This window comes from Streptomyces sp. MMG1533 (genome assembly GCF_001279775.1).
Taxonomy (GTDB): Bacteria; Actinomycetota; Actinomycetes; order Streptomycetales; family Streptomycetaceae; genus Streptomyces.
This window is the reverse complement of record NZ_LGDG01000268.1, coordinates 1-25813: the sequence shown is the minus strand read 5'-3', so window position 1 is coordinate 25813 and position 25813 is coordinate 1. Positions and strand designations below refer to the sequence as shown.

Annotated in this window: 25 protein-coding genes and 1 pseudogene; 10 read left to right on the top strand and 16 right to left on the bottom strand. The window is 68.7% G+C overall.

Annotated features, from left to right (window positions below):
* Positions 1–166 precede the first annotated feature (166 nt).
* Positions 167–1600: a glycoside hydrolase family 43 protein gene (locus ADK57_RS40920; protein ID WP_053754812.1), complete on the bottom strand. Its 1434-nt coding sequence runs from the start codon at positions 1598–1600 to the stop codon at positions 167–169.
* Positions 1601–2010: 410 nt separating this feature from the next.
* Between ADK57_RS40920 and ADK57_RS40915 the strand changes: the two genes are divergently transcribed.
* Together ADK57_RS40915 and ADK57_RS40910 are read left to right on the top strand one after the other, a co-directional pair.
* Positions 2011–3570, top strand: a complete 1560-nt coding sequence (locus ADK57_RS40915; RefSeq protein ID WP_053754811.1) for a sigma-70 family RNA polymerase sigma factor — start codon at positions 2011–2013, stop codon at positions 3568–3570.
* 219 nt (positions 3571–3789) lie between these two features.
* The gene (locus ADK57_RS40910; RefSeq protein ID WP_420711967.1) at positions 3790–6105 is read left to right on the top strand and encodes a family 43 glycosylhydrolase; all 2316 of its coding nucleotides are present in this window, start codon (positions 3790–3792) and stop codon (positions 6103–6105) included.
* A gap of 957 nt (positions 6106–7062) precedes the next feature.
* On the opposite strand, the gene ADK57_RS40905 is transcribed toward ADK57_RS40910, so the two are convergent.
* Positions 7063–7905, bottom strand: a complete 843-nt coding sequence (locus ADK57_RS40905; RefSeq protein WP_053754809.1) for an SDR family oxidoreductase — start codon at positions 7903–7905, stop codon at positions 7063–7065.
* Between the two features lie 63 nt (positions 7906–7968).
* Between ADK57_RS40905 and ADK57_RS40900 the strand changes: the two genes are divergently transcribed.
* Entirely contained in the window at positions 7969–8304 is a 336-nt protein-coding gene (locus ADK57_RS40900; protein WP_053754808.1) for a winged helix-turn-helix transcriptional regulator, read from the top strand.
* 23 nt (positions 8305–8327) lie between these two features.
* Here the strand turns inward: ADK57_RS40900 and ADK57_RS40895 are convergent, their stop codons facing one another.
* Entirely contained in the window at positions 8328–9209 is an 882-nt protein-coding gene (locus tag ADK57_RS40895) for an SPL family radical SAM protein (RefSeq protein ID WP_053754807.1), read from the bottom strand.
* A gap of 333 nt (positions 9210–9542) precedes the next feature.
* Here ADK57_RS40895 and ADK57_RS40890 point away from each other — a divergent pair, with 333 nt between their 5' ends.
* A complete protein-coding gene (locus tag ADK57_RS40890; RefSeq protein ID WP_053754806.1) occupies positions 9543–9935 on the top strand; it encodes a nuclear transport factor 2 family protein in 393 nt (130 codons plus the stop codon).
* 72 nt (positions 9936–10007) lie between these two features.
* Positions 10008–10433 (top strand): PPOX class F420-dependent oxidoreductase, encoded by a 426-nt coding sequence (locus tag ADK57_RS40885; RefSeq protein ID WP_053754805.1) that lies wholly within the window; start codon positions 10008–10010, stop codon positions 10431–10433.
* 78 nt (positions 10434–10511) lie between these two features.
* Here the strand turns inward: ADK57_RS40885 and ADK57_RS40880 are convergent, their stop codons facing one another.
* Positions 10512–11027, bottom strand: coding sequence for a MarR family winged helix-turn-helix transcriptional regulator (locus ADK57_RS40880; RefSeq protein WP_053754804.1), 516 nt, complete (start codon positions 11025–11027; stop codon positions 10512–10514).
* A 321-nt stretch (positions 11028–11348) separates the two neighbouring features.
* On the opposite strand from ADK57_RS40880, the gene ADK57_RS40875 reads away from it, so the two are divergent.
* Positions 11349–12185, top strand: coding sequence for a DUF2182 domain-containing protein (locus ADK57_RS40875; RefSeq protein ID WP_053754853.1), 837 nt, complete (start codon positions 11349–11351; stop codon positions 12183–12185).
* 241 nt (positions 12186–12426) lie between these two features.
* Here ADK57_RS40875 and ADK57_RS40870 read toward each other — a convergent pair whose 3' ends face one another.
* The 6 genes from ADK57_RS40870 to ADK57_RS40845 form a co-directional block, all read right to left on the bottom strand.
* Complete coding sequence (locus ADK57_RS40870) at positions 12427–13083, bottom strand: DUF1326 domain-containing protein (RefSeq protein WP_053754803.1); 657 nt, start codon at positions 13081–13083, stop codon at positions 12427–12429.
* Between the two features lie 216 nt (positions 13084–13299).
* On the bottom strand, positions 13300–14445 hold the full coding sequence (locus ADK57_RS40865; RefSeq protein ID WP_053754802.1) for a DUF475 domain-containing protein: 1146 nt from the start codon (positions 14443–14445) through the stop codon (positions 13300–13302).
* Positions 14446–14528: 83 nt separating this feature from the next.
* Complete coding sequence (locus ADK57_RS40860; RefSeq protein ID WP_053754801.1) at positions 14529–14924, bottom strand: universal stress protein; 396 nt, start codon at positions 14922–14924, stop codon at positions 14529–14531.
* Positions 14925–14970: 46 nt separating this feature from the next.
* The gene (locus ADK57_RS40855) at positions 14971–16470 is read right to left on the bottom strand and encodes a tripartite tricarboxylate transporter permease (protein ID WP_053754800.1); all 1500 of its coding nucleotides are present in this window, start codon (positions 16468–16470) and stop codon (positions 14971–14973) included.
* Positions 16470–17003, bottom strand: coding sequence for a tripartite tricarboxylate transporter TctB family protein (locus tag ADK57_RS40850; RefSeq protein WP_053754799.1), 534 nt, complete (start codon positions 17001–17003; stop codon positions 16470–16472). Before ADK57_RS40850 ends, ADK57_RS40855 begins: the two co-directional genes overlap by 1 nt.
* Complete coding sequence (locus ADK57_RS40845; RefSeq protein WP_420711966.1) at positions 17000–17962, bottom strand: Bug family tripartite tricarboxylate transporter substrate binding protein; 963 nt, start codon at positions 17960–17962, stop codon at positions 17000–17002. Before ADK57_RS40845 ends, ADK57_RS40850 begins: the two co-directional genes overlap by 4 nt.
* 145 nt (positions 17963–18107) lie before the next feature.
* On the opposite strand from ADK57_RS40845, the gene ADK57_RS40840 reads away from it, so the two are divergent.
* Together ADK57_RS40840 and ADK57_RS40835 are read left to right on the top strand one after the other, a co-directional pair.
* The gene (locus ADK57_RS40840) at positions 18108–19769 is read left to right on the top strand and encodes a sensor histidine kinase (protein WP_107091774.1); all 1662 of its coding nucleotides are present in this window, start codon (positions 18108–18110) and stop codon (positions 19767–19769) included.
* Positions 19766–20440 (top strand): response regulator, encoded by a 675-nt coding sequence (locus tag ADK57_RS40835; protein WP_053754797.1) that lies wholly within the window; start codon positions 19766–19768, stop codon positions 20438–20440. The genes ADK57_RS40840 and ADK57_RS40835 overlap by 4 nt, the downstream gene beginning before the upstream one ends.
* Before the next feature lie 129 nt (positions 20441–20569).
* Here the strand turns inward: ADK57_RS40835 and ADK57_RS40830 are convergent, their stop codons facing one another.
* Positions 20570–21346, bottom strand: coding sequence for an amidohydrolase family protein (locus ADK57_RS40830; RefSeq protein ID WP_053754796.1), 777 nt, complete (start codon positions 21344–21346; stop codon positions 20570–20572).
* A gap of 77 nt (positions 21347–21423) precedes the next feature.
* Here ADK57_RS40830 and ADK57_RS40825 point away from each other — a divergent pair, with 77 nt between their 5' ends.
* On the top strand, positions 21424–22053 hold the full coding sequence (locus tag ADK57_RS40825; RefSeq protein ID WP_053754795.1) for a TetR/AcrR family transcriptional regulator: 630 nt from the start codon (positions 21424–21426) through the stop codon (positions 22051–22053).
* Between the two features lie 10 nt (positions 22054–22063).
* On the opposite strand, the pseudogene ADK57_RS49555 reads toward ADK57_RS40825, so the two are convergent.
* The 4 genes and pseudogenes from ADK57_RS49555 to ADK57_RS40810 all read right to left on the bottom strand — a co-directional run.
* Positions 22064–22138: pseudogene (locus ADK57_RS49555) on the bottom strand (IS5/IS1182 family transposase); the annotation flags it as partial.
* A 31-nt stretch (positions 22139–22169) separates the two neighbouring features.
* The gene (locus tag ADK57_RS50730; RefSeq protein ID WP_053754794.1) at positions 22170–22415 is read right to left on the bottom strand and encodes a hypothetical protein; all 246 of its coding nucleotides are present in this window, start codon (positions 22413–22415) and stop codon (positions 22170–22172) included.
* On the bottom strand, positions 22412–22591 hold the full coding sequence (locus ADK57_RS50280; RefSeq protein WP_053754793.1) for a hypothetical protein: 180 nt from the start codon (positions 22589–22591) through the stop codon (positions 22412–22414). Before ADK57_RS50280 ends, ADK57_RS50730 begins: the two co-directional genes overlap by 4 nt.
* A gap of 228 nt (positions 22592–22819) precedes the next feature.
* Positions 22820–24019 carry a hypothetical protein gene (locus ADK57_RS40810; protein ID WP_159050234.1) on the bottom strand — a complete coding sequence of 400 codons (1200 nt, stop codon included), beginning with the start codon at positions 24017–24019 and terminating at the stop codon, positions 22820–22822.
* Positions 24020–24261: 242 nt separating this feature from the next.
* Here ADK57_RS40810 and ADK57_RS40805 point away from each other — a divergent pair, with 242 nt between their 5' ends.
* Complete coding sequence (locus ADK57_RS40805; RefSeq protein WP_053754791.1) at positions 24262–25089, top strand: hypothetical protein; 828 nt, start codon at positions 24262–24264, stop codon at positions 25087–25089.
* Between the two features lie 27 nt (positions 25090–25116).
* Here ADK57_RS40805 and ADK57_RS40800 read toward each other — a convergent pair.
* Positions 25117–25813: IPT/TIG domain-containing protein (locus tag ADK57_RS40800; protein ID WP_199830792.1), on the bottom strand; the 697-nt coding region annotated here is incomplete at its 5' end.

Sequence of the window (25813 nt, the reverse complement as noted above, 5' to 3'; positions counted from 1 at the left end):
CACCGGACAGGCACCGGGTTCGTCGTTGGTCACGCGTCGCGACAGCAGCCGACGGCCACCCTCATCGATTGCGACGCGGTGGTGGTCCTTCTTGCCTGCATAGGGGGAGGCAGAGAAAGGGGATGCCGGCGCTCTCCCGTGGAGGCGCCGGCATCCCGGTCTCAGGTCAGTTCGTCACGCGGAACGTGGCGTCGCTGCGTGCTGTCGCGGTGGTGATCGGGTCGAGCTTCAGGTAGTAGGCGTAGTGGCGGATGTACCGGTCAGGGTGGTTGTAGGACTGGAACGACGACCAGGTCGAGTCGGCGAGCCCGGCGACCTGGAGGAAGGACGCGTCCGCGGCGAACTGGCTGCTGCCGTCGTTGTAGACCAGCTGGAAGTCGTAGTTGGCGTGCCGCAGGAAGTACCCGGGGAAGTTCACCGACTCGAAGGAGACGGTGCCGGTGCCCGCCAGACCGGTTCTCAGCTTGAACCGGGAGTCGTCGGCGGGGCTGACGTTCGGGTCGATGCGCACGTCGAAGTTGGTGTGCCGCACGTACCGGTCCTGGAAGTTGTAGGACTGGAGCCGGTTGATCGCGGTGTTGGGCCAGCGTGCGAGGACGCGGCTCTCCTCGGCGGCCGTCAGGTTCATGATCCAGCCGTGGCGCTTCTTGGTGCCGCCCATGTTGTAGCTCGTCGACGCCTGCTTCTGGTAGGCGGCGGGGTTCGACGGGTCGGTCGTCAGGACCGGCATGTAGCCGCCGCTGGTGGCGTACTGGTCCAGGTAGAGGGCCCACTTGTTGGTGCCGTTGAACTTCATCCACATCGGGCCCTCGACCATGGACCCGGGCAGGCCGATGCCGGAGAGGTCGCCGAGCCTGGTCCAGGTCCCCAGGATCGAGTTGCTGCCCTCGAGCGTGATCTGGCCGTCGCCGGAGGCCCGCACGTAGCGGTAGTTGCCGACGCCGGCCGGCATCTCGATGATCTGGGTGTCGATGATTTCCTGGGTGCCGGGGCGCTCGATGTAGCTCTGCGGCGTGGTGATGGTGCGGAAGTCGCTGGTGCGGGCGTAGAAGATGCGGTGCTTCGTCGCGCCGTTGAGGGGAACGTTCGTCGCCCAGTACAGCACGTAGTCGTTGCTGGCCGGGTCCCAGATCGCCTCCGGCGCCCACGCGTTGCGCCCGTCGGGGATGGCGCCGGCGACGTTCAGCAGCCACGGCTGTGACCAGGTGACCAGGTCCGTCGACTCCCACACCACAAGACTGCGGCTGCCGTCGTTGATGGACTGACTCCACGTCTGCCCGCAGGCGATGCACAGGTCGGTCGCGATGATCCAGTACTTGCTGCCATCAGGGGATCTCACGAATGCGGGGTCGCGCACACCCTTCGTGCCGACCGGGGAGCGCAGGACCATGCCTCCGCCGTTGAGGTCGTTCCAGTGCAGGCCGTCCGTGCTGTGCGAGAGGTACATCTGCTGATTGGTCGACCCCTCCCCGGTGAAGTGCACCATCAGGTAGCCCGGGTCGGCGGCGGCGGCCCGCTGAGGGGTGGTCAGGGTTTGTGCTGTGAAGAGCAGGCCGACAGCGACAAATATCGCCGCCAGCCGGTTGAGAAGCACGGACATGTGCATTCCTGTCTTTCTGCGGGTGCCAGGGCGAGGTGAAAGACATCCTTGTTTCGCGCCGGGAGCGGGAGCGGAGGCCAGCCAAAAGGTTCCGGCAAGTACACGCCTGGTTCGAAATGTCGGACATTGTTCGTGAAAATCAGCGAAAAGTTAGAGGTGAGTAAGAGTGGGTGTCAAGAGGGAGAAGTCAAGAGAAGCAGCGTTGTCTCCGTCCGTCCTCGGGATGGGGTCGCCCGCAGGGGTCGTACACACAGGAGACGCACCGGCGCGTCGCACATAACGGAAATCACGGAACGGACGAAGACGTGGGGGCGGCACCCGAGGAGCGGCCCACGCAAATCCTCCGGGTTCGCTCCTGACAGACTGACGCCCTCGACACATCGGCAAGGCAACGGGACGGGTGGGGCGGGGTGCGCTCGCAGGACGCGCAAGAACGGCCGGACATCACCGTCGTCATGGCGGCGCGGGCCGGGGACCGGCAGGCCTCGGAACAGCTGATACGGGACTGTCTGCCGTTGGTCTACAACATCGTCGGGCGGGCGCTGGACGGGCACAGCGACGTCGACGACGTGGTCCAGGAGACGATGATGCGGGTCCTGGACGGGTTGCCCGGACTGGAGCAACCGGATCGGTTCCGGTCCTGGCTCGTCGCCATCACCGTGCGGCAGATCCGTGACCGGTGGCGCAGAGGGCGCACCTGGCTCACTGCGGAACCCCTGGAGGAGAACGCCCAGGAACCAGACCCGCAGGCCGACTTCTCCGACCTGGCGATTCTCCGGCTTGCGCTGTCGGGCCAGCGGCGTGAAGCGGTGGAGGCGACCCGCTGGCTGGAGGACGAGGAACGCGAGGTACTCGCGCTGTGGTGGATGGAGAGCGCCGGTGAACTGACCCGCGGCGAGCTCTCGGCGGCCTGCGGCCTCACACCGCAGCATGCCGCGGTCCGAATCCAGCGGGTCAAGGAACGGCTGGAGACGGCGCGCACCGTCATACGAGCCGTGACGGCCTCGCCGTGCTGTCCGGACCTGGCCGCCGTGCTCGCCTCATGGAACGGGCGGCCGTCGGCGCTGTGGCGCAAGCGGCTGGCACGCCATGTCCGCGACTGTCCGCAGTGCCTGCTGCGCTCGTCCGACCTGGTACCGGCGGAGGGGCTGCTGGCCGGCCTCGCCCTGGTGCCGGTGCCGGTCGGCATGACCGGGCTGGTGCTGGCCAGGGCGCTGGCGGCGGACTCGGCCGGGGCGACCGTCGGCACGGTCACGCATACGGCGAGCGGTGCCGGCCGTACGGCGCGGACGATCGGCAGGCTGGCCGCCAAGCCCGTGGCGGCGGCAGCCGCCGGTGCCGTGACACTCGCGGCTGCCGGAGTGGCCTGGTACGCCGCCACGGAGTCTCACGAGCCGGCCCCTCGGCCCGCCGTCGCGGCCCCGCCGCCGCCCGCCGCCTCGTCCGTGCCGCCGTCCCCGAGAAGGTCCGCCTCACGGACACCGACGCCGACGCCGACGCGGGTAACGGCCCGGGCGACGAAGGCTGAGGCGCGGGTTTCGGGGCGGCATGCCCTGCGGTCGGTCGACAACCCCGGCGACTACGTGAGCCAGTCCGGCCGGCTCGGCATCCTGGGCCCGGTCGGCGCCACCAGCTCCGCGGCCACCCGGCAGGCGGCCACCTTCACCTTCGTTCCCGGCCTGGCCGACCCCCGCTGCTACTCACTCAGGGACGCCACCGGCAGGTATCTGCGGCACTACGCCTTCCGCATCCGGCTGGACACCGACGACCGGTCCGCCATCTTCCAGAAGGACGCCACCTTCTGCCCCCGTTCCGGTTCCACGGCAGGTTCGGTCTCCCTGGAGTCGTACAACTACCCCGGCCGCTACCTCCGCCACCGGGACAACCTCCAGCTGTGGCTCGACCCTTCCGAGAAGACGGCCGCGTACCGGGCCAGCCGCTCCTTCGTCCTCGTGGCGCCCTGGACCTGACACTGAACGGCCCTGCCCCGAAACTCGCTTGACGCCGGGTCAGGCAGGAGGTCGTTCGACCTATCGGACATTGTTCGTAAAGTATTGACGTTGACTCATGGCCCACTTCACACTCACGCAACGCGATGTCATACGGGCGGCACGTCAGCACCTCGGCCGAGGTCTCGGGGCCCCCTCCTCAGGCGTGTCTTCTTCAAGGAACGTGAACCCATGCGCAGCGTGAGACCTCAAGGCCGCCGGAGATTCCGGCCGGGCGTCATGGCCGCCGTGGCCGTCGCCTCGCTTCTGGCGGGCGTCGCCGGCCCGGAGTCCCCCGCCCAGGCGGCGGACATCACGAACGGCCTGGCCCTCTGGTACAAACTCGACGCCACGTCGGGCACCGTGGCGGTGGACTCCTCGGGCAACGGCCGGAACGGAACCGTCAACGGCACCGCGGGCTGGCCGGGTGCCGGAGAAGGGCTCACGTTCAACGGCTCCGACACCTACATCAAGGTGCCGGACAACATCATGAGCGGCATGAACTCGATCACCGTCTCGATGGACGTGCAGATCGACGCCGCCCAGGCCACGCCGTACTTCCTCTACGGCTTCGGCAACACCAGCAACGGCGCCGGGAACGGGTACCTGTTCACCACCGGCAACACGTTCCGGACCGCCATCGCCTCGGGGGGCTTCTCCACCGAGCAGAACACCAAGACCTCCACCGCGCTGCCGCGCTCGGTGTGGAAGCACGTCACCTACACCCAGACCGGCACCACGGGCGTCCTCTACCAGGACGGCGTGGAGGTGGCCCGCAACACGTCGGTCACCGTCACCCCCGGTTCCATCGGGTCCGGCATCACCACCGCCAACTACATCGGCAAGTCGCTCTACAGCAGTGACAAGCTCTTCAAGGGCAAGATGCGAGACTTCCGGGTCTACAACCGCGCGCTGACGCCCGGCGAGGTCCTCGACATCAGCGGGAACACGACGGGCATCGCCGCGGTCACCGACCCCTCGCTGAAGATCGCCGCCGTCATCGACGACGCCAACAGCAAGATCGCCCTGCCGATGAAGGAGGGCACGGATCTCACCGCGCTCGCCCCGCAGTTCACCCTCGCCCAGGGCGCGTCCATCAGCCCGGCCTCCGGCACCCCGCGCGACTTCACCCAGCCCGTGACCTACGAGGCGACCGGCTCCGACGGAGCGAAGCGCACCTGGACGGTCTCCGCACAGATCATGAGGAGCCCGGTCCTGCCGGGGCTCACCGCCGACCCGAACATCGTCCGCTTCGGCGACACTTACTACATCTACCCGACCACCGACGGCTTCGCGGGCTGGAGCGGTACGCAGTTCAAGGCGTACTCCTCCAAGGACCTGGTCCACTGGCAGGACCACGGCGTCATCCTCGACCTCGGTCCTGACATCAGCTGGGCCGACAGCCGCGCCTGGGCCCCGACGGCGACCGCGAAGAACGGGAAGTACTACTTCTACTACTCCGCCGACACGAACATCGGCGTCGCGGTCTCCGACTCCCCCACCGGCCCGTTCACCGACCCCCTGGGCAAGCCGCTGATCGCCCGCGGCGCCTACACCGGCCAGATGATCGACCCGGACGTCTTCACCGACGACGACGGCCAGTCGTACCTCTACTGGGGCAACGGCCACGCCTACGTGGTCCCGCTGAACGACGACATGGTCTCCTTCGACCCCGCGAAGGTCACCGAGATCACTCCCAGCGGCTACAACGAGGGTTCCTTCGTCATCAAGCGCCAGGGCACCTACTACCTCATGTGGTCGGAGAACGACACCCGGGACGAGAACTACCGTGTCGACTACGCCACAGGTTCCTCGCCCACCGGTCCCTGGACCAAGCGAAGCGTGATTCTGGAGAAGGACCTCTCCCTCGGTATCAAGGGGACCGGCCACCACTCCGTGGTGCAGGCGCCGGGCACGGACGACTGGTACATCGCCTACCACCGCTTCGCCATCCCCGGCGGTGACGGCACCCACCGCGAAACCACCATCGACAAGCTGGGATTCGACGCCGACGGACTGATCAAAAAGGTCGTCCCCACCCTGGGCAGCATCGACCCCGTCTCCGGCGGCACCGCCCTGCCGACCGGCACCACCCGCTCGCTCCAGTCGGTCAACTACCCGGGCCGCTACGCCGCCGTCCGCTCGGACAGCCTCGGCTACCTTGATGCGGTGACGTCCTCCAGCACCACGGCGGTCAAGCAGAGCGCCACCTTCACGGTCGTCCCCGGCCTGGCCGACGGCAGCTGCTACTCCTTCCGCGACTCCTCCGGCCGCTACCTGCGCCACAAGGACTTCCGGATCCGCGCCGACGCGAGCAACGGCACGACGCTCTTCAACAAGGACGCCACCTTCTGCGCCCGGCCGGGTTCCGTCACCGGCTCGGTCGGCCTGGAGTCGTACAACTACCCCGGCCGCTACATCCGTCACTACAACTACGAGCTGCGCGTCGACACCTACCAGGACAACGCCACCTTCCGCGCCGACAGTTCCTTCAAGTCGGTCAGCCCCTGGGCCTGACCGACTTCCCCCGCACGGCGGGCAGGGACCCGCACGGCCTTGCCGTGCGGGTCACCCACGTCCCGGTCAGGGGCCGTGGGTGAGGTACGTCCGCAGTCGCCGGGCGGCCGAGCTGATGCCGTCGCCACCCCCACCCTTACCGTTGACCTGGGCACTATCACCGGGGCGTTCCGCGGCGGTGCCTCCGGGGCGCTGTACGGCCTGCACGGGCCGGACGTGCCGGACGTGCCGACGAACAACCGGTGCCGGTGTCGGGACGCAGTTGGGACGCAAGGATAGGAACAGGCCGGCAAAGACCGAGACGTGTAGACGCGGTGCGCCCCGTCTGACCAGCAAAAACTCATGAACCGACGCTGATCGGCAAGGGCCGCCAAGATCCTCAAAGGACTCATAATCCGTCGGCCGTGGGTTCGAGTCCCACCCGCCCCACTTTGACAGGTCTCTGAGCCTGCGGAAACGTTCATTTTCGGGTGTCGGGGCGTCAACTTTGCCTGAACGGACTGCATCCGCTGCTCTTGAGTTTGGAGTCGGGCGGTGCTCGGGGAGCTCCAGCCCCTCTGACCTGCGGCTGACCAGATGATCAAGAGTGTGGCTCGCGGTCCGGGCGACTGCCCTGAGGGCTGCCAACACCCAGGGGCTCTACAGGGGCCCTACAGAGGCCCGGACGGCGCAGCAGCGGGCAGACCGACAATGCCTCCGGCCGATCACTGTCCACCCCTCCTGCCGAGAGATCGCCGGCCGGGACGGCACCTCACTTTTGCGACCCGGATGAGGCACCCTCAGCACACCACGTGATGTGTGGAGTTACGCCCCGTGCGCAGTCGGTCCTCTCCGCCCGCACCGTGGTCTTGGTGTGGGCGGCCGGCTGCTCTGGCTGGCGTGGCAGGCCGCCCGCGGAACCGGGCGGCCTGCCACGTGCTGCCCGTCAAACCCGGTTGAAGCCGGCGGTGACGACGGTCAGACGCCGATGTCGGCCAGCCACCGGCTCGTGGTCCGGGGAGTGACGCCGAGCAGCTTCTGAGCGGATGTCTCCGGCGCGATCGAGCGGCCCGGCATGGTGCTCATCGCCTCATAGGCCCCTGCGACATCAGCGGCCGCGCCCTCCCCGATCAGGGGTGCGATCGAGGTGCGCATCTCCTCGGGGGTGATCGGTTCGAAGACGACGTCCCGGCCGAGCCGAGTGCCGAACGCCTCTGCCAGGTCCGGCCCGGTGATCGCCGGGTACTGGCCGACGGAGACCACACCGGTGACGTCCGGGCGCTCGAACAGGGCGACGGCGACATCGGCGATGTCCAGGTGGGAGGCCCAGGAGACGGGGAAGTCGGCCCGGATCGCGTAGGGCAGCACACCGCGCTCACGGGCCGAGTCGATGACGTAGGGCATGAGCAGGTTCTCCAGGTACAGCTCGGGTGCGATCACCGCATGGGACACGCCACTGTCGGCCAGACCGGCAGCCAGTGTCGCGGCGGCTCCGCCGACGGCGGGATCGATCGGGAAGCCGCTGGTGGAGAACACCACGCGGGCCGGACGGGCCGCTCGGACGGCGGTGAGGATGTTGCCCGCGAAGATCTGGCGGTCCTCTTCCGAGGTGACCGGCAGGTGGACGAACACCCCTGCGGCACCGCGGTAGGCGTCGGTCAGGTCAGCGGGGGAGGAGTAGGCGGCCGCCACGACGCGTGCGCCGTCCACGACGGCGTGCTCGTTGCGCGTCACAGCGGTCACGGACTTGCCCGCGGCGGCGAGGGCGGAGACGACGGGGGCACCCTGGGCGCCGGTGGCGCCGTGAATCACGTAGGTCATGGGGCCATTAGTGCATGTGATGCACCAGTTACATCAACTGCACTAATGGGCTACTCTCGAAAAATGTCCGATCCATGCCTCCCGGAGTGCGGTGTCGCCCGGTTCCTTGCCCTGCTCAACGGCCCGTGGGCCACCTTGATCGTGCGCGAGCTCCTGCGCGGCCCGCACCGCTTCACCGAGCTGCGCGAGGCCCTGCCCGGCATCAGCCCGCACACCCTGACCAGCCGGCTGCGCCAGTTCGAGACCCACGGAATCGTCATCCGCACCGCCTACGCGGAGATCCCCCCACGCGTCGAATACCGGCTCACCCCCCTCGGCGAGGGGTTGCGCGACGTCCTCAACGCCATGGGCGCCTGGGCTCAGGCGGTCCCCGATCCCGAGCCCGACGCCGTCACCTGACACTGCCGCCGGCTGCGACGCGCTCACGCCGAGCCGGCCAGCCTCTGCCGCAGGGCGTCGTTGTCGTCGTGGTGGACGACCTCGTCGAAGCGCAGCCGCAGCCCGTGCCTGGCGAGGAGATCCGCCACGATCGCGTCGAGCTGTTCGCGGTGTTCCTTGGTGCGGGCCTGTACGTACGCCTCGCGCACCTCGTCGGGTTCATCGGCGAGGACCTGGTCCATGCGCTCGCGGATGTACCGCTTGAGGTTGATGTGCTCCATGAACACCTCGGTGACGCCCGCTTCGACGAGCTGCCCGAAGAGGTGGTCCAGGAGTTCGGGCTGGGTGGCGAAGTGGGGCAGGAGCGGGCCGACGAAGGCGAAGGTGGGGATGCCGGCCTCGCGTAGTTCGGTGAGCGTGCGCAGACGGCGGGAGGCGAGCGGGGCGCGGACCTCCAGCCAGCGGCTGACCTTGTCGTCCGCGGTGGTCACGGTCATGCCGACCTCGGCCCGGGGCAGGTTGGTGAGCAGGTCGATGTCGCGGGTGACGACCGGCGACTTGGTCAGGATGCGGACCAGGCCCGGGTACTCGACGGTCTTCAGTTCGCGCAGGATGCCGCGGGTGAGCCGGTACTTCGTCTCGTGGCCCTGGTAGGGGTCGGTGACCGAGCTGAGCAGCATCGTGCCGTGGCGCCTGTGCTCGGGCATCCTGGCCAGCTCTTTGCGGGCCAGGTCGACGGCGTTCTTCTTCACGTACAGGTAGTCGCCCCACTCCTTGGCCGACCGGCCGAACTGCCGCCCCGCGAAGGAGGCGAAGCAGTACGCGCAGCCCAGAACACAGCCGGTGTAGGGGTTGATCACGTAGTCGTTCGACGGGGTCTTCGACTTCTGGATCAGGGTCTTCGCCTCGATCTCGACCGGTTCCATGACGGGATTCCTCTCTGCTCTCGGCCGCCCGCGCCCGGGGCGGCCTCGTTCCTGTGCTGTGCGCAAGGGCGAGGTGACCGGACGCCGAATCTGCACTGCATCACATGGAACAATAATCCCTGGAAGTTGATTCCATGGAATCTAAATGGTTTGCTGGGCGGGCGGCCGATCCGGGGCCTCGGCTGCCCGCTCCGGCAGGCGGGCCCGTGAAGCCATTCCGGCAGAGCGCGACCGCCACCCTCCGGATCGGGGCCGCCCCGGAGAGTTGCGCCGACCGCCTCGACTTCGCCCGATAGCCACCGCCCCCGTGCAAGAACCCAAGGAGCAAGTGACATGACCAGCGCGAACATCGACCTCGCCCGCACCTACTTCCAGGCCGTCCAGACCGGAGACATGGCCGCTCTCGGTGAACTCCTCGACGCCGACATCGTCTGGCACCAGCCCGGCGCCAACCGGTTCTCCGGCGAGCACAAGGGCCAGGGCGCCGTCTTCCAGATGCTCGGCAGCATGATGGAGACCAGCCGGGGCACCTTCGCCATCGACAAGATCCACACCCTCATGGGCAACGGCGACATGGTCGCCGCCACCATCCACTTCACCGGCAGCCATGACGACGCGTCGATGAGCATGGACGGCGTCGACCTCCTGCGCATCGAGAACGGCAAGATCACCGAGATGTGGCTCTTCTCCGCCGACCCGGCCGCCGAAGACGCCTTCTGGGGCTAGAGCCCGTGGTGCCCGGGGCCGACTCGGCCTCGGGCACCCACGAGCCGATCCACGCACGCGAAAGGCACCCACATGCGGAAGATGACCGAGCAGCAGTGGCGGGCGTTCGTCACGTACGGCACCCGCACAGGCAAGCTGTCCACCGTCCGCGCCGACGGCAGCCCCCACGTCACACCGGTCTGGTTCCTCCTCGACGGCGACGACATCGTGCTCACCACCGAGAAGAGCGGGGTCAAGGGCCGCAACCTCGCCCGCGACGGACGGTTCGCCCTCTGCATCGACGAGGACCGGCCCCCGTACGCGTTCGTCCTCCTCCAGGGCCACACGACGATCTCCGAGGACCCGGACGGCATGCTGCGCTGGGGCGGCCTCCTGGGCACCCGATACATGGGCGACGACCGTACCGAGGAGTACGCCGCACGCAACGGTGGCCCCGGTAACCTCCTCGTCCGGGGCCACATCGACAAAGTCATCGCCTTCGCCGGTATCGCCGACTGAATCGTGCGCTGATGGGCCGGGGCTGTGTTCGTCCGGCCCCGGCTGATCAACCCACGGGCACTGCCGAGCCGTCCCGGCTCACGATGCCGGCCGGCCGGGCTGCTTCGGAGCCCGCGTAGCCGGCACTGGCGTCTGCGCGGCGGCCTTCCGCTCCGCGTCCAGGGCGCGTCCGGCTGCCCGCAGAGTGCTGAGGACCGCGGTCACCCCGCGTACGGACTGCTCGGGAATCACCGACCCGATACGCAGTTCCAGCTCCTCCTCGAAGACCTTCAGGGCCCCGTCCACCAGCTTCCGCCCCTCGGGCGTCAGCTCGACGATCGAGGAACGGCGGTCGTTCGGATTGGCCCGCCGCTCACACAGGCCCGCCGCCTCCAGGCGATCGACCACCTTGCTCGTGCCACCCACCGTGATCGAGAACTTCTCCGCGATGTCCTGGATCCGCCGCCCGGGCCGCTGCAGCAGCAGGTGCAGCACCTCGAACGAGGTCAGCGGCAGGTCGTACTCGGCCCTCAACCGCCCCTCGATGCCATCCCACAGCTCGATCTCCAGCGAGACCAGCTCCCGGTACAACAGCTTCAGGTCGGCGTCAGCCATCACTCATCTTCCGAAGAATTATCTTCCATGGATAGTTAATTGTAGGCTACCGCCAATCCCATCGTGCGGACTGGAGTTACCACCCCGTACGGCCCGACCTGGTTGCGGAGTTCCCTCCCGACGAGCACGCCCTGACGCGTGGCTGGTGAGACGTGTTCTGCTGCGGCAGGGCAACCTGTTGAGGCCATCCTGAGGCCGACGGTATCGGGGAAGTGCCCGGGAGAGTGTTCTCCGAGGAGTCTGCGTTTGACTCAGGCCGTGCGAGGTCGCGCCCCGGAGGGATGCGTGCTGTCCTGGAACCATCCGCAGGAGTACACGCCGATGCGTCACAGCCGGACTTCCGCCTTCGCATCCGCCCGGTCGCCCGCGCCGACCGGAGCGGGCGGAGGCTTGCTGCCGGCGCGGGATCTCGTGGCCGCCTGGTTCCTGGTCGTCCTGATTGCGGTGCCGGCCTGGGCGCTGACGATCGGGCAGGCCCGGGACATGGGGGTCGAGCCCGGCACGATGGGGATGGCGCTGCCGCTGTTCCTGCTGCTGTGGGTGACGATGATGGCGGCCATGATGCTGCCGTCCATGGCGCCGGTGGCCATCACGTGGGTGCGGGGGCTCGGCCGGCAGTCCTCCGGCTGGACGCGGACGTTGCGCACCGTCGAGTTCGTGGGCGGGTATCTGCTGGTGTGGACCGCCTTCGGACTGCTCGCCTACGCGGCCCTGGCCCTCACCGGCGGCCTGGTGGACGACCACCCGACCGTCGGACACTGGATCGCCGCGGGGGCCTTCCTGCTCGCGGGCCTGTATCAGTTCGGCCCCCTCAAGTACGTCTGTCTGCGGCACTGCCGCGATCCCATGAGCCACCTGGTGCGCTACGCCGGGTTCCGGCAGCCGGCCCGCGATCTTCGGGTCGGCGTCCATCACGGCGCCTACTGCGTCGGCTGCTGCGCGGGACTGATGGTCGTCCTCATCCCGCTCGGCGTGATGAACGTGGCGGCGATGGCCGGACTGGCCGTGGTGATCTTCGTGGAGAAGCTGTGGCCCCGTGGCCCGCTGCTCGGCCGGGTAGTGGGCATCGCGTTTCTCGTGCTGGCCGTGCTCGCACCGTTCCAGGACTGGCTGCTGCCGGGGCTGCAGGGGTCGATGCCGTCGATGGGCGGCATGTGACTCACCTGTCCCCGGTGACCGTGCGCTCCGCCAGGCGGCCCGCCGGCAGCCGAGGAAGCCCGCGCTGGACACGCAGAACGGCACCAGGAAGTGGAACAGCACCCGCAACCAGGTCGCGGCCGCGGCGTCGCCGGGCGCGATCACCGCGCCCTGGTCGACCCATGAGAGCAGGGTGCCCACCGCGCGAGCTCTTGATCTTTGTCGGGCTGCGGGTAAGGCTCCTGCCGGGCCGTCCAGCTCTTCAGTCAGGACCGCTCCAGTCGAACGGGAAGTATTTGCTCGACTTTCCCGAGCGTTCCCACGAGAAGCCGAATGCCTCGGCGCGGTCGACGGTGGCGCGTCCCCAGGTGGCGACCTGGCCCGGCCCCACCTCGGCGCCCGGGGCATTGTGAAGCTGGACGCGTGCGCCGTCCGGGGACGTCGGGCCGGTGAGTGCCTCAGCGGTGGCCGTGACCCGGCCCGGAATCTCGGCTCGCCAGGTCGCGAGGTCCTCGTCGATCTCCACGTGGATCGGGGCGATGTCCATGCCGCGCATCTCAGGGTGGAACATCTCCCCGAACTGTGCCGGCCATCCGCCCGCCTCACCGCCGAAGACGGCCCCGAGTGCACCGCGCTGCTGCTCGTCGGCGCGCTCGTCCAGGAAGACCGCGGCGTACGCGTCGGTGTGCGCGCCGGCCCAGACGTTGCCGACGAAGGAGCCGAGCATCAGGACGTTGAGATCGTCGAGCCGCACGTCGCCGAAGTTTCCTTCCCGGATATGCCAGACCAGCACGCCTTCGCAGTCGCCGTAGGTCGGGGGCTGTGCAAACGTGCAGGGGCACGGTATGGCGCACTTGCACACATCGAACCAATCACCGGCCAGGCGCCAACGCGTACCGGTGGTGACCTGCTCTGTCATCTCGCTTCCCTCCTGCCGAGCCCCAGGGAGCTCACTCGGAGTGGCGAGACCGCGTCCCGAGCCCGTTCCCGGGATGGCGGGGCGGCCTCCATTCCAGCTTGCACCTCACGTCCCGGTCGGGGAAGCCGACCGCCCCCGGAACACCGCGGTCCTGGCCCGCGCCGGCCGCCGTAATGGGGTGCGGAACGTGCCTTTGCGGCACTGATCGCCGGCCGGTCAACTTCCGGACGGGACTTCGGTCTTCTCGTCCGAGGTCAGGCCTTTCCTCTCGGCCGCCTCTAGTGCCTTGTTGCGGCGGACGGACGACAGGAAGGATGCCGCGATCAGGACGACACCGACCAGGCCGGTGATGATCTCGCTGATTGCGTACTGGATGGTGATCAGCAGGATCGCGGCGAGGGCACCGATCGCGTAGTGCGCGCCGTGCTCCAGGTAGACGTAGTCGTCGAGGGTGCCTTGGCGGACCAGGTAGACGGTGAGGGACCGGACGTACATGGCGCCGATACCCAGGCCGAGCGCCATCCAGAAGATGTGGTTGGTGATGGCGAAGGCGCCGATCACACCGTCGAAGGAGAAGGACGCGTCCAGGACTTCCAGGTAGAGGAAGAGGAAGAACGCCGCCTTGCCGGCGAGGGCGACCACCGAGACCGGCTTGCCCTCGGCCTTGGCCTTTTCCTCCTCCTCGTGTTCGTGTTCCTCCTCCTCTTCGAGCCTGTCCTCGAAGTATCCGGAGAGGCCGCCCACGATCAGATACGTGATGAGACCGGCGATTCCGGAGAGCAGCACCGTGGCGGACTTGTCCGCATGGCCCGTGCTGACGTGCGCGTGGGTGGCGAACGTCATCGCCGAGACCATCAGCACAACGAGCGCGATGCAGACCGACAGCATGTCGACCTTGCCGAGCTTGGCCAGCGGGCGCTCCAGCCGGCCGAGCCACTTGATGTCGCGGTCCTCGAAGATGAAGTCCAGGAAGATCATCAGCAGGAACATGCCGCCGAAGGCGGCGATCGCCGGGTGGGCGTCGGTGACCAGGTCCTCGTACCGGCCCGGTTCGTCGAGGGCGAGCTGCACCGCCTCGATGGGGCCGACCTTCGCGCTGATGGCGACGATCACGACCGGGAAGACCAGCCGCATGCCGAACACCGCGATCAGGACGCCGACGGTGAGGAAGAGCTTCTGCCAGAAGGCATTCATCTTCTTCAGGATTCCGGCGTTGACCACCGCGTTGTCGAAGGACAGCGAGATCTCCAGGATCGACAGGATCAGTACGATCCCGAACGCCTCCCATCCCCACTGCCACGCGGCGAAGGCGAGGCCGGCCGCCGTGACGACGAACGACCAGCCGAATGTTCTGAAGATCATCGTTGTCCCATACGGTGAGAGTGAGTTCCGAGGGGGTTCCGAGGGGGCTGGGAGCTCCCGGCCCCCGGCCCCCGGCGCCGGGCTCAGGAAGCGGCCTTCACGGCGAGGACCGGGCAGCCGGCTCCCAGCAGGATCTGTTGCGCGGCGGAGCCCATGATCAGCTTGCCGACCGCGCTCCGGCGCCGTAGCCCGATCACCACCAGGGACACGTCCGCCTGCTCCGCCAGTTCGATGATCTCCTCGGCGGCATCGCCGCCGCCGAGCACCTGGCGGATGTCGAACTCGATCCCCAGTGCGGCCAGGTCCTCGCGGACATGAGCCAGATCGGGCTCCTGCGCGAAGCGCGGGTCCACATAGGCGTCGCCCCGCGAGGTGTTCACCACCAGCAGCTTCTCGCCGCGCAGGTGGGCCTCGTCGATTCCCGCGCGCAGCGCGGCCTCACCCTCGGGTGAGGGTACGTATCCGACCAGTACGGTCATGTCTGCTCTCCCTCCAGGGCCCTCTCAGGCCCCCTCTCCGGCACTCTCAGACACTTCGCTCACGAAGCGGACGTACGACGAACCGCCGCACCAGCGGCCAGACGAGCACCAGCACGATCGTCGTGTACACCGCGTAGGACACCGGTCCGCCCACCAGGCCCGACAACTCGCCGCCCGACAGCTGCAGGGAGCGCCGTCCCTGCAGTTCGGCCCGCGGGCCGAGGATGACGCCGATGATCAGCGGCAGCACCGGCAGTCCGAACCGCCGCATCGCGAAGCCGAGGAGTCCCAGCAACAGCAGCAGGAACAGGTCCAGGGGCTGTGCGTTGACGGCGTACGCACCCATCGACGCGAAGAACAGGATTCCCGCGTACAGATAGGGGCGCTGAATCTGCAGGAGTTTCGCCCAGGTCGGCGCGAGCGGCAGATTCAGCAGGAGCAGCAGCAGATTGCCGATGAACAGGCTGGCGATCAGCACCCACACGAGGCTCGCCTCGCGTTCGAACAGCAGTGGACCGGGCTGGATGCCGTACGACTGGAACGCCGCCAGCATGACCGCGGCGGTCGCGTTCGTCGGCAGCCCGAGGGCGAGCATCGGGACCAGGGTGCCCGCCGCGGAGGCGTTGTTCGCCGCCTCCGGACCGGCCACACCCTCGATCGCACCCTTGCCGAACTCCTCCGGATGCTTGGTCAGCCGCTTCTCCGTCGCGTACGACAGGAAGGTCGGGATCTCCGCACCGCCGGCCGGGAGCGCACCGAACGGGAAGCCGAACGCCGTACCGCGCAGCCAGGGCATCCAGGACCGCTTCCAGTCCTTCCTCCCCATCCACGGCCTGCCGACCGGGATGACCTCGACGGGCTTGCGCCGCAGATGCGCGGCCACCCACAGCGCCTCGCCGACGGCGAAGATGGCGACGGCGACGACGACCACGTCGATCCCGTCGGCCAGCTGGGGGATGCCCAGGGTGAGCCGCTGCTGTCCCGACACCGAGTCGATGCCGACCAGGCCGATGGTCAGACCCAGCAGCAGCGAGATGAGACCACGGACCCGTGACGCGCCCAGCACGGACGTGACCGCGATGAAGGAGAGCAGCATCAGGGCGAAGTAGTCCGGAGCACCCAGGCTGATCGCGAAGTCCACCACCAGCGGAGTCACCAGCACCAGCAGCAGGGTGCCGATCGTGCCCGCCACGAAGGAACCGATCGCGGCGGTGGCGAGCGCCTGCGCCGCCCGGCCGGCCTTGGCCATCTTGTTGCCCTCGATGGCCGTGACCACCGAGGACGACTCACCGGGAGTGTTCAGCAGGATGGAGGTGGTCGATCCGCCGTACATGCCGCCGTAGAAGATGCCGGCGAACATGATGAACGCCTGCACCGGCTCCATGCCGTAGGTGATCGGCAGCAGCAGGGCCACGGTCATCGCCGGGCCGATGCCCGGCAGTACACCCACCGCGGTGCCGACCACGACGCCGATCAACGCCAGCAGCAGGTTCATCGGGGCAACGACGTCCTCGAAGCCCTGGAGAAGATTGTTCAGGTTCTCCATCACAGGATCCCTTGCAGAACACCGGCCGGGAGGCTGACACCGAGCCCGATCGCGAAGGCGTAGAACGTGGTGAGGGACATCGTCACGGCGATCAGCAGATTGCGTACGTAGTGGCGGTTCCCGAGGGCGAAGGCCGTTCCCCAGAACAGCAACGCGCCGCTGATCACCCAGCCGAGCCGTTCGATCAGCACCGCGTTCACCACGAACGCGCCGATCAGCAGCAGCACCGTGCGCCAGTCGATGCCCTGGGACAGGTCGACGTCCTCGCCGGCCTCCGGCTCACCGTGGCCGCCCCGGGCCACATCGACCGCGTACAGCACCGCGACCACCAGGAGCAGTACGCCCAGGAGCACGGGCACCGCGCGCGGTCCCACCGGGTCGGTGCTGCTGGTGATGTGCGGGATGCCGAGCCCGTCCACGATCACCGCGGTGCCCAGCAGGGCGAGGAACGCGCACACACCGTACTGTGCGCGGTCCTTGCCCTGCGGCCCAGGAGCGTCCTCGACGCTCACTTCGTCGACCTGGGAGCTCATGCCAGTCCGAGCTCGGTCAGCAGGGCGGCGACGGACTGGTCCTGCTCCTTCAAGTAGGAGCCGAACTCGTCACCGGTGACGAAGGCGTCGGCCCAGCCGCGCTTGGTCAGCTCGGCCTTCCACTGCTCCGAGTCGTGCATCTTGGTCAGGGAGTCGATCCAGGTCTTCTTCTGCGCGTCGGTGATCCCGGGAGGGGCGACGATGCCGCGCCAGTTGGTGAAGACCAGGTCGATCCCGGAGTCCTTGAGCGTGGGGGCGTCCTTCACGGCGTCGATCGGCTTCTCGCTGGTCACCGCCAGCACCCGCACCTGCCCCGCCTCGATCTGGTCGAGGAACTCGCCGTACCCACTGGCACCGAAGGCGACCTTGTCACCGAGGATGGCGGGCAGCAGCTCACCGCCGCCGTCGTACCCGACGTAGTTGACGTCCTTCGGTTCGATGCCGACGGCCTTCGCCAGCTGCATCGGAAGCAGGTGGTCCGGGCCGCCCGGCGACGAGCCGCCGCCCACGGCCACCTTCTTGGGGTTCTTCTTCCACGCGGCGACGAGATCGTCGATCGTCTTGTACGGGGAGTCCTTCGACACGACGATCGCGCCGGCCTCCTCGATCAGCTTGGCGATCGGCGTGGTGTCGGTCAGCGTCGCCGCCGACTTCGAGGTGTAGGCGGCACCGACGACGCCCAGCCCCATCTGCATGGCGAGCTTGCCGTTGCCCTTCTCGTTCACCAGGCGCTGCAGGCCCACGGTGCCGCCGGCCCCGGGCAGGTTGTACACCTGGACCCCGGACGCCACCTTGCTGTCCTGCATCACCTGCGCGACGGTCCGGGCGGTGACGTCGTACCCGCTGCCCGGGGTGTTGGGCACCATCAGCCGAAGACCGGTGACGGGCTTGCCGCTCCCGCTTCCGCTCCCCGAATCCTCCTTCTCCGCGGTGGCGCCACAGGCGCTCACGGCGAGCATCGACACAGTGGCAAGAGCTCCGAGAAGTGCGGCTCTGCGAGTTCTCATGGCTCATCTCTTTCGCTTGGGCGAGTCCGGCGCCATGATTGTGCGGTTCCCCGGACAGCCCGTCTGCCTTGTGTGAGCATTGAAGGTTGAGTTCATAGTGGTCGTTACGTCACGCCGCCACACACTGGCCGGTGAGCTGCTGGTATTGCAGCTCGCGATCATTGTGCTGGTGCTGTTCGCGGTCGCCGCGGTCTCGCTGGCGCAGTCGAAGGCGACGTTCGACCGGGTCGAGGGACGCCGGGTGACCGCCCTCGCCGAGGAGATGGCCGGAAACCCACTGTTGCGCAGTCAGCTCCGTCTTCCCGCGCCCGCCGAGACCCTCGCGCCGTTGCTGCAGACGAGGCTGACCCAGTCGCACGTCACCTCCGTCACGGTCGCCGATGCCGCCGGTGAGATCGTCGCCGCCACCAATCCCACCCTGGTCGGGACACGGCTGCCGGTCGACGGCCCCGGCGTCGCGCAAGCGCGCGGCTGGTCGGGGGAGCTGCCGGTGGACGGGGTCCGCGAGCTGGTGGCCCAGGTCCCGGTGCTCGCCGACAACGAGAACCACGTCGGCGAGCACCTCGGCACAGTCATGATCGGACGGGCCTCACCCACGTCTTGGCAGCGGCTGAGCGGCGCCTCGTCGTATCTGCTCGCCTACCTCGGCATCGCGAGCGTGCTGGGGGGCGCCGGATCATGGCTGCTGGCCCGGCGGATCAAGCGCCAGACCCTCGGCCTCGAGCCACGTGAGATAGCGGGTCTCGCCGAGCACCGCGAAGCGATGCTGTTCGGGATCGCCGAGGGAGTGATCGCGCTCGACCCGCAGCTGCGGCTCACGCTGGTGAACGAGGTCGGCCGCAAACTGCTCGTCCTTCCCGAGGACTGCGTCGGAATGAGCCTGGCCGACCTGGGGATCGGGGGCAGGCTGTACGACGTACTGGCCGGGACAGGCGGTGAGCACGGCGCCGAGCACGGCAGCGAGCGGCGCGACGAGGTGGTGGTACGCCGGGGTCGGGTGCTGGTGATGAACCGGATGGACGTCACCAAGGACGGCCGTCGGCTGGGCTCGGTGACGACACTGCGGGACCGTACCGAGCTGGCCCAGCTGGAACGCGAACTGGGCTCGTTCCGTAGCAGCACCGAACTGCTGCGCGCGCAGGCCCACGAGTTCTCCAATCAGCTGCACACCATCTCCGGGCTCATCCAGATCGGCGAGCACGACGAGGTCGTACGTTATGTCCGCGCCCTTCGGAAGCACCGTGAGTCGCTCGACCTGACTCTCACCAGCCGGGTCCGCGACCGGGCCGTCGCCGCGCTGCTCATGGCCAAGTCCGCGCTCGCGGCGGAACGCAGGGTCCGGCTGCGCATCTCGGAGCTCACGGCCCTGGACCGCCTGGAGCCGACGGACTCCGCGGACGTGGCGACGGTGCTCGGCAATCTCGTCGACAACGCCCTCGACGCTGCTGCGGCCCCGGACCAGGAGAACGACGCCTGGGTGGAGGTGGAGCTGCGCCAGGACGCGTCGAGTGTGGAGATCGTGGTCCGTGACTCGGGCCCGGGCGTGGCTCCGGAGCTCGCTCAGGAAGTGTTCTCCCGCGGGTTCACCACAAAGGCCGCGCAGGGCGGCGACCGGGGTATCGGCCTGGCGCTCACCCGGCTGGTCTGCACACGCAGAGGAGGCGAGGTGTCGGTGGCCAACACACATCCTGGCGCCGTGTTCACCGCCCGGATGTCCGTGGGTCAGCTCACCGATCGGGAGACGGAGGAAGTCCAGTGATCGACGTACTGGTTGTCGAGGACGACTTCATGGTGGCGCGGATCCACCGCGGATTCGTCGACGGTGTCGAGGGCTTTCGCGTGGTCGGATCGGCGGACTGCGGGGAGAAGGCGCTCGCCGCCGCCGCCGAGTTGCAGCCCGACCTGGTTCTCCTCGACCTCTATCTGCCCGATATGTTCGGTTTGGATGTCATCCGCGGGCTGCGGACGGCGGCCCATGACTGCGATGTGCTGGTGATCAGTGCCGCCCGCGAGGCAGAGGCGGTCCGGGCTGCCGTCCGGCAGGGCGTGGTCGACTACCTTCTGAAACCCTTCGACGCCGACGATCTCAAAGACCGGCTGGAACGCTACAGTGCCCGGCGCGGCAATCTGCACACCGCCATGGTGAGCGGGCAGGCCGATGTGGACCGCGCACTGGGACGGGCGGCGGCGCCGACGGTGACGTCCACTCTGCCGAAGGGCATGAGTGTGGAGACCGCGGAGCTGGTCCAACGCGCACTGCGCGCGGCTGACGGAACCTTGTCCGCGGCCGAGTGCGCGACGAAGGTCGGCATCTCGCGCGTCAGCGCGCGCCGCTACCTCGAATACCTCAGCGTCACGGGCCAGGCGGAGGTGTCGCTGCGCTACGGACAGGCGGGCCGCCCCGAGCGCCGCTACCACTGGCACGCCTAGGCCGGACCGTGTTCCTGTCGATCGGCCGAAGGCCTGACTGCCGGGGGAGCAGGCGTCGAGGCCCCGCCACCTGTTCGGTCGGCAGCATGAGCTCGGCCACCACGATCCGCAGACCGCAGGGTCGGCCTCTCAGGCTGCTGCCGCGATGGCGTCGCGGTGGCGTTGTGCGGCTGCGGGGAAGAGGTCGAAGGCGCGGTGGCCGAGTGCGTCGACCTCTTGTCGTGTGAGGACGTGGGAGTTCTGGAGCGCGTCGATGTTGCGTGTCATGTTGTTCTCGTTCGAGCAGGGGACTCCGGCGTCGGCGCCGTAGACGAGGTGGTCGCGGGGCACCATCGTGACTGCTGCGGCGAGGTTGGCGTCTGTGCCGGCCGCGGCGGTGTCGAGGTAGAGCTTCGCCAGGTCGGTGCGGATGTCATCGGCGGTCAGGCCCAGTGGGTTGAACACGTACTCCTCCGCCCCGAGCAGCCCGAGGCGACCGGAGAGCGCGGGCAGGGCGCCACCGCAGTGGGCGAGGACGACCGTGAGACGGGGGTACCGGCGGAAGAATCCTGCGTAGAGGAGGTCCACGACGGTCCGGGTGGTCTCGAACGGCAACTCGACCAGGACGGAGGTCTGCCGGAACGTGGGCGGTACGGCGCTCGGATGGATGAACAGGAGCTGGGCGCCGTAGTCGTTCCAGGCACGCAGTCGCGGCAGCGGGGGATCGACGGGTACCGGGCTGAGCATCTGCACGGCGATGCCCAGGCGATCCATGGTGGCGAGCATCGTCTCGGGTTGCCAGTCGTAGGGCTCGGGCGCCAGGAGGTGCGCGTCCCTCAGCTGACGCCACTGGGCCTCACGCGCCTCTGCCGTGGTCGGTGGGGTGAAATGCGCGTGGATGTCCACCCAGCCGTTGATCTTGCCCATGATGCGTTCTCCCTCGAATCAAATTGCACTCAGGTGCAACAAGCTCGATGGTTGCACTCAAGTGCAATAATGTCCACATGAGGCAGACGGAGGGCGAGAAGCAGGACGGGAGGACGCGCAATGCCCAGGCCAACCGGGAGCGCGTCTACGCGGCAGCGATCAAGGTGTTCGCTTCGCGCGGCTACGACGCCGCCACGATGGACGAGATCGCGGCAGCGGCCGGGGTGGCACGGCGGACCGCGTTCAATCACTTCCCCGCGAAGTCGGACATCGCCACTGAGTGGGCCGTGCGGGGCGGGGAGTCGGTCTTCGCCCTGGTGCGCGACGTCGACAGCGTCACCTCTGCCGCAGACCGGGTACGGGCATATTTCCACGAGCTGGCCCTGATGGCGGAGCGGGACTGGGACGAGACCCGGCAGATGACAACCGGACTGCTGCGCGGACCTGGCGTGCCGCCCCACCGCTCGCAGCTTTCCGTGGAACTGCGTGATTGGCTGCGTGACTGCCTACGGGAACGGCCGGACAACGGACCGACGCCCTCTGCCGATCCCGCCCTGACCGTGGACGTGCTCTACGACGTCTTCCAGGGCGCACTCATGCGACGGCTCTCCCAAGACGCTGCGCCGCAAGGGGCGTTCACAGCCGAGGTGGACGCCGCGATCGCGCTCGTGCTGGCCGGATTCGCGAGTGATGCCGGACACGCCTAGGCAAGTGATGCGGAATGCCATGACCACCTGTCATGCCGGAACGTCTCAGGCCCTGTTTGCCGCGATCGACCGGTGCTCGCCCTGCGACCAAGGACCGCACCCGCAACCGCGAGCAGCTACGCCCCTACCTGGTCGACAAACTCAAGCAACGCAGCGCCGACGAATGGGTCGCCCTCCTCACCACAGCCTGCCTGCCGAACCTGTGTCCTGGCGGCTTGCGTAAGGTCCATGCCGAAGGATTCCTTGACCAGCCAGAATCCGGCGTGGTTGACGTAGGAGGTGTTGACGATCGCTCCGCCGCCCTGTTCGAGCAGCAGGGGAAGGGCTGCGCGGCACGTGAGCACGTAGCCGATCAGGTTCACCTCGTGGGTGCGCCGCCATACGTCCGTGTGCATGTCTCGACGCCGTCCGACAACGGCGCCGCACCGATGCCCCGCAGCGGGTGGGCCGGTTCGAGGATCTCACCGAGCGCGAGCGCGAGCGCGTGCGCGAACGCGCCGGCCCGGCCGCCGTCGCCCCGGCCTCCCTCAGGTCCCACGTCAGCGGTGTCCTCGCCAAGATCGGGTGCCCGCCCCTGCCGGCACCGGGCGTGGTGGGCCCTGATCTGCGGCCGGGCCGGGCGGGCAAGCCGAAGTGGGACGGGTGGAGGGCGTGGTTCTCCGCCGACCAGGGCCGGCTGCAACGGAGAGGCGCCGCAGCCCGCCCGGCTCGCCAGTGGGTGTCTGCCCACTTCGTCGCCTACGACGTGCTGCGGCCAGCCGGCGTCTCAGCCGTGGTTCTTGCTCCTGATCTCGACGGACTCGTCGGTGGCGCTGCACTGGGCGTTCGTCCGGCCTTCGTCCAGGGCCAGGGCGTTGGTGTTGCCGCAGGCGTTGTTCTGCCGGCCCTCCTGCGCGATGTTCTGCTGCGTCAGCTCCAAGGTGCTGTTGCCGCCGGTGGCCCGGGCTCCGCCGCTGCGGGTGACGGTGCCCTTGCTCACCGAGCCGTCATGCGTGGTGCAGTGCGCCTGTGCTTCACCGGAGACGGAACCGACGTTGGCGTTGCCGCAGGCGTTGTTCTGCCGGCCCTCCTGGGCGATGTTCTGCTGAGTCGAACTCAGCCCGCTGTCGCCGCCGGTGGCCTCGGCGCCGCCGCTTCGGGTGACGGTGCCCTTGCTCACCGAGCCGTCGTGCGCCGCGCAGCCGGATTCGGTCACACCGGGGAGGCCGGCGTTGTTCATGTCGCCGCAGGCGTTGTTCTGCCGGCCCTCCTGGGCGATGTTCTGCTGGGACGCGCCCAGCGTGCTGTTGCCGCCGGTGGCCCGGGCGCCGTCGCCGCGGGTGGCGGCGCCCATGCTCACCGAGCCGTCGTGCGCCGCGCAGTCGGCTTCCGTGGTGCTGGAGAGAATGCCCTGGTTCATGTCGCCGCAGGCGTTGTTCTGCCGGCCCTGCTGAGCGATGTTCTGCTGGTACAGGTCTCCCTCGCCGCCGGTGGCCTGTGCGGCGCCCGCGTGGTTGACGGTGCCCTTGCTCACGGAGTCGTCGAGCGCCGTGCAGTGCGTGTCCGTCTCGCCGTCGTAAAGGCCGCTCTCGATCGTGTTGCCGCAGGCGTTGTTCTGCCGGCCGCGCTCGGCGATGTTCTGCTGCAGGGCGACGCCGTCGCCTCCGCTCGCCTCGGCGCCGCCGCCTGTGGTCACGGTGTCGATGCTGTGCGAACGGGCGCCCGTTGTGCAGTGCGTTCCGAACCGGCCACTGCCCCCGAGGATGTCGGAGCCGGTGAGCCGCTGTGAATCGCCGCAGGCGTTGTTCTGCCGGCCGTCCAACGCGGTGTTCTGGTCGAAGAGGCCGGCCGCTCCGGAGCCCCCGCCGGCCTGGGCACCACCGTCTGGGAGGGGCGCACCCGTGCTTGTACCCGTGGACACCAGCCCGGCGAGCACCACGGCCGCGAGTACGGACTTCCCGGTCATACGTCGTACGGCAACGGTCATCGTGCAATCCTCCTGGCTGAACGCGCACGGGCGCGCATCCGTCGCTTTTACCGCTGCCAACGCACGGTGCGCCTGTGAGACACGTGAGCGATCACGGCTTCGCCCGAATGCACGCTGCCATCCGGCGCCGTGTGGGCCGTCCGAGTAGCGGGCCGGCTCCGTCCGTGACCTCAGGACCTCCGGGCCGGTTGACCAGAACCGTGGTCCCTGTGCCCCGGCTGGTCGAACGACGGAGGAAACGAATGAGCGTGATCGGCAAGGCGGCGCTACTGACCATGGCCGTCAGCACTCTGCTGGGCGTACCCGGCGAGACCGCCCACGCGATTGGCGGGCCGTTCACCACCGCACAGGACGGCGAGCAGAACCTGGACTGCGGCAACAGCCATGAGCTGGTCACCGTCAACGTCCTGCGCACCGTCAGGCGTGAGCGGACATGCACGCATCCCGGCAGCCGCGACGCCGAGGCCTCCGCCGTCGGCGGAACGGTTGTCGGCCCGCAGTTCACGACAGCACAGTCCGGCAAGCAGAACCTGCACTGCGGCAACAGCGCCGACGTCGTGACGGTCAATGCGCTCAGCACGGTGGAGGAGGAGACCACCTGCCAGATCGTGGACGACTCACAGGACCTCCCTGGCCGGGCCCGGGCCGGCGATACCCGTTCGGTGGCGGAGCCGGGTTCCGGCGGCGCGTCCGCCGTCGGCGGCACAGCCCTCGGGCCGCAGTTCACCACCGCGCAAAGCGGCAAGCAGAACCTGGACTGCGGCAACTCCGCCGACGTACTCGCCGTCAATGCCCTGGGCACCGTCAGCAAGAGAACGACCTGCGAGGCCGTGGACCGCTCCAGCAGCCACGCCCCCGGCGTTCACCGCCGGGGCCAGGCCACGGCCGTGAACGGAACCGCAGCAGGACCACAGTCCGCCACGGCCCAAAACGGCAAGCAGAACCTGCACTGCGGCTCCGACAGTGACCTGGTCGTCCTCGACGTCCCCGCGCCCGACGAACCCGCACCGGGCGGGCTCGACAAGAGCGCCGACTGCCGGGCGGTCGACCGCTCGACGACCTGGCACTGAGCCGGGCGGGGGCGGGGAGAGCCGGGATCAGATGCCGGGGGCCGGGAGCCGGGTGTAGGTGAGGGCGTTGCTGGTGCCGGCGGGGGTGGTGGCCGTGACGCTGACCGGCCCGTCGGTGCCTGCGGGGGCCACGGCCGTGACCTGGGTCGGGGAGACCACCGTGAACGAGACGGGGGTGGCGTCGAAGCGGACCTCGGTGGTGACGGTGAGGTTGGTGCCGGTCAGGGTGACGACCGTGCCGGCGTGCGTCGGTCCCTCGTCGGGGACCAGGGAGATCAGCGTGGGCGGTGCGAGGTAGACATAGCCGACGGGATTGCTGGTGCCGCCGGGGGTGGTCACGGTTACGGCTGCGGCACCGGCCACGTGAGCGGGGGCCACCGCGGTGATCTGCGTGGCGGAGTCGACGGTGAACGACGTCGCGGCCACGGCGTCGAAGCGCACCGCCGTCGCCCCGAGCAGGTCGGCGCCGGTCAAGGTCACCGTCGTGCCGCCCGCCGTGGTCCCGGAGGCAGGGGCGACGGCGGCCAGCGAGGGGGAGGCGGCGTAGAAGAAGTACGCCTGAGGATCGTCGGGGTTGCTGGTGCCGCCGGGGGTGGTCACGGTCACGGCTGCGGCACCGGCCACGTGAGCGGGGGCCACCGCGGTGATCTGCGTGGCGGAGTTGACGGTGAATGATGTGGCGGCCACGCCGTCGAAGCCCACTGCCGTCGCGCCGGAGAGATTC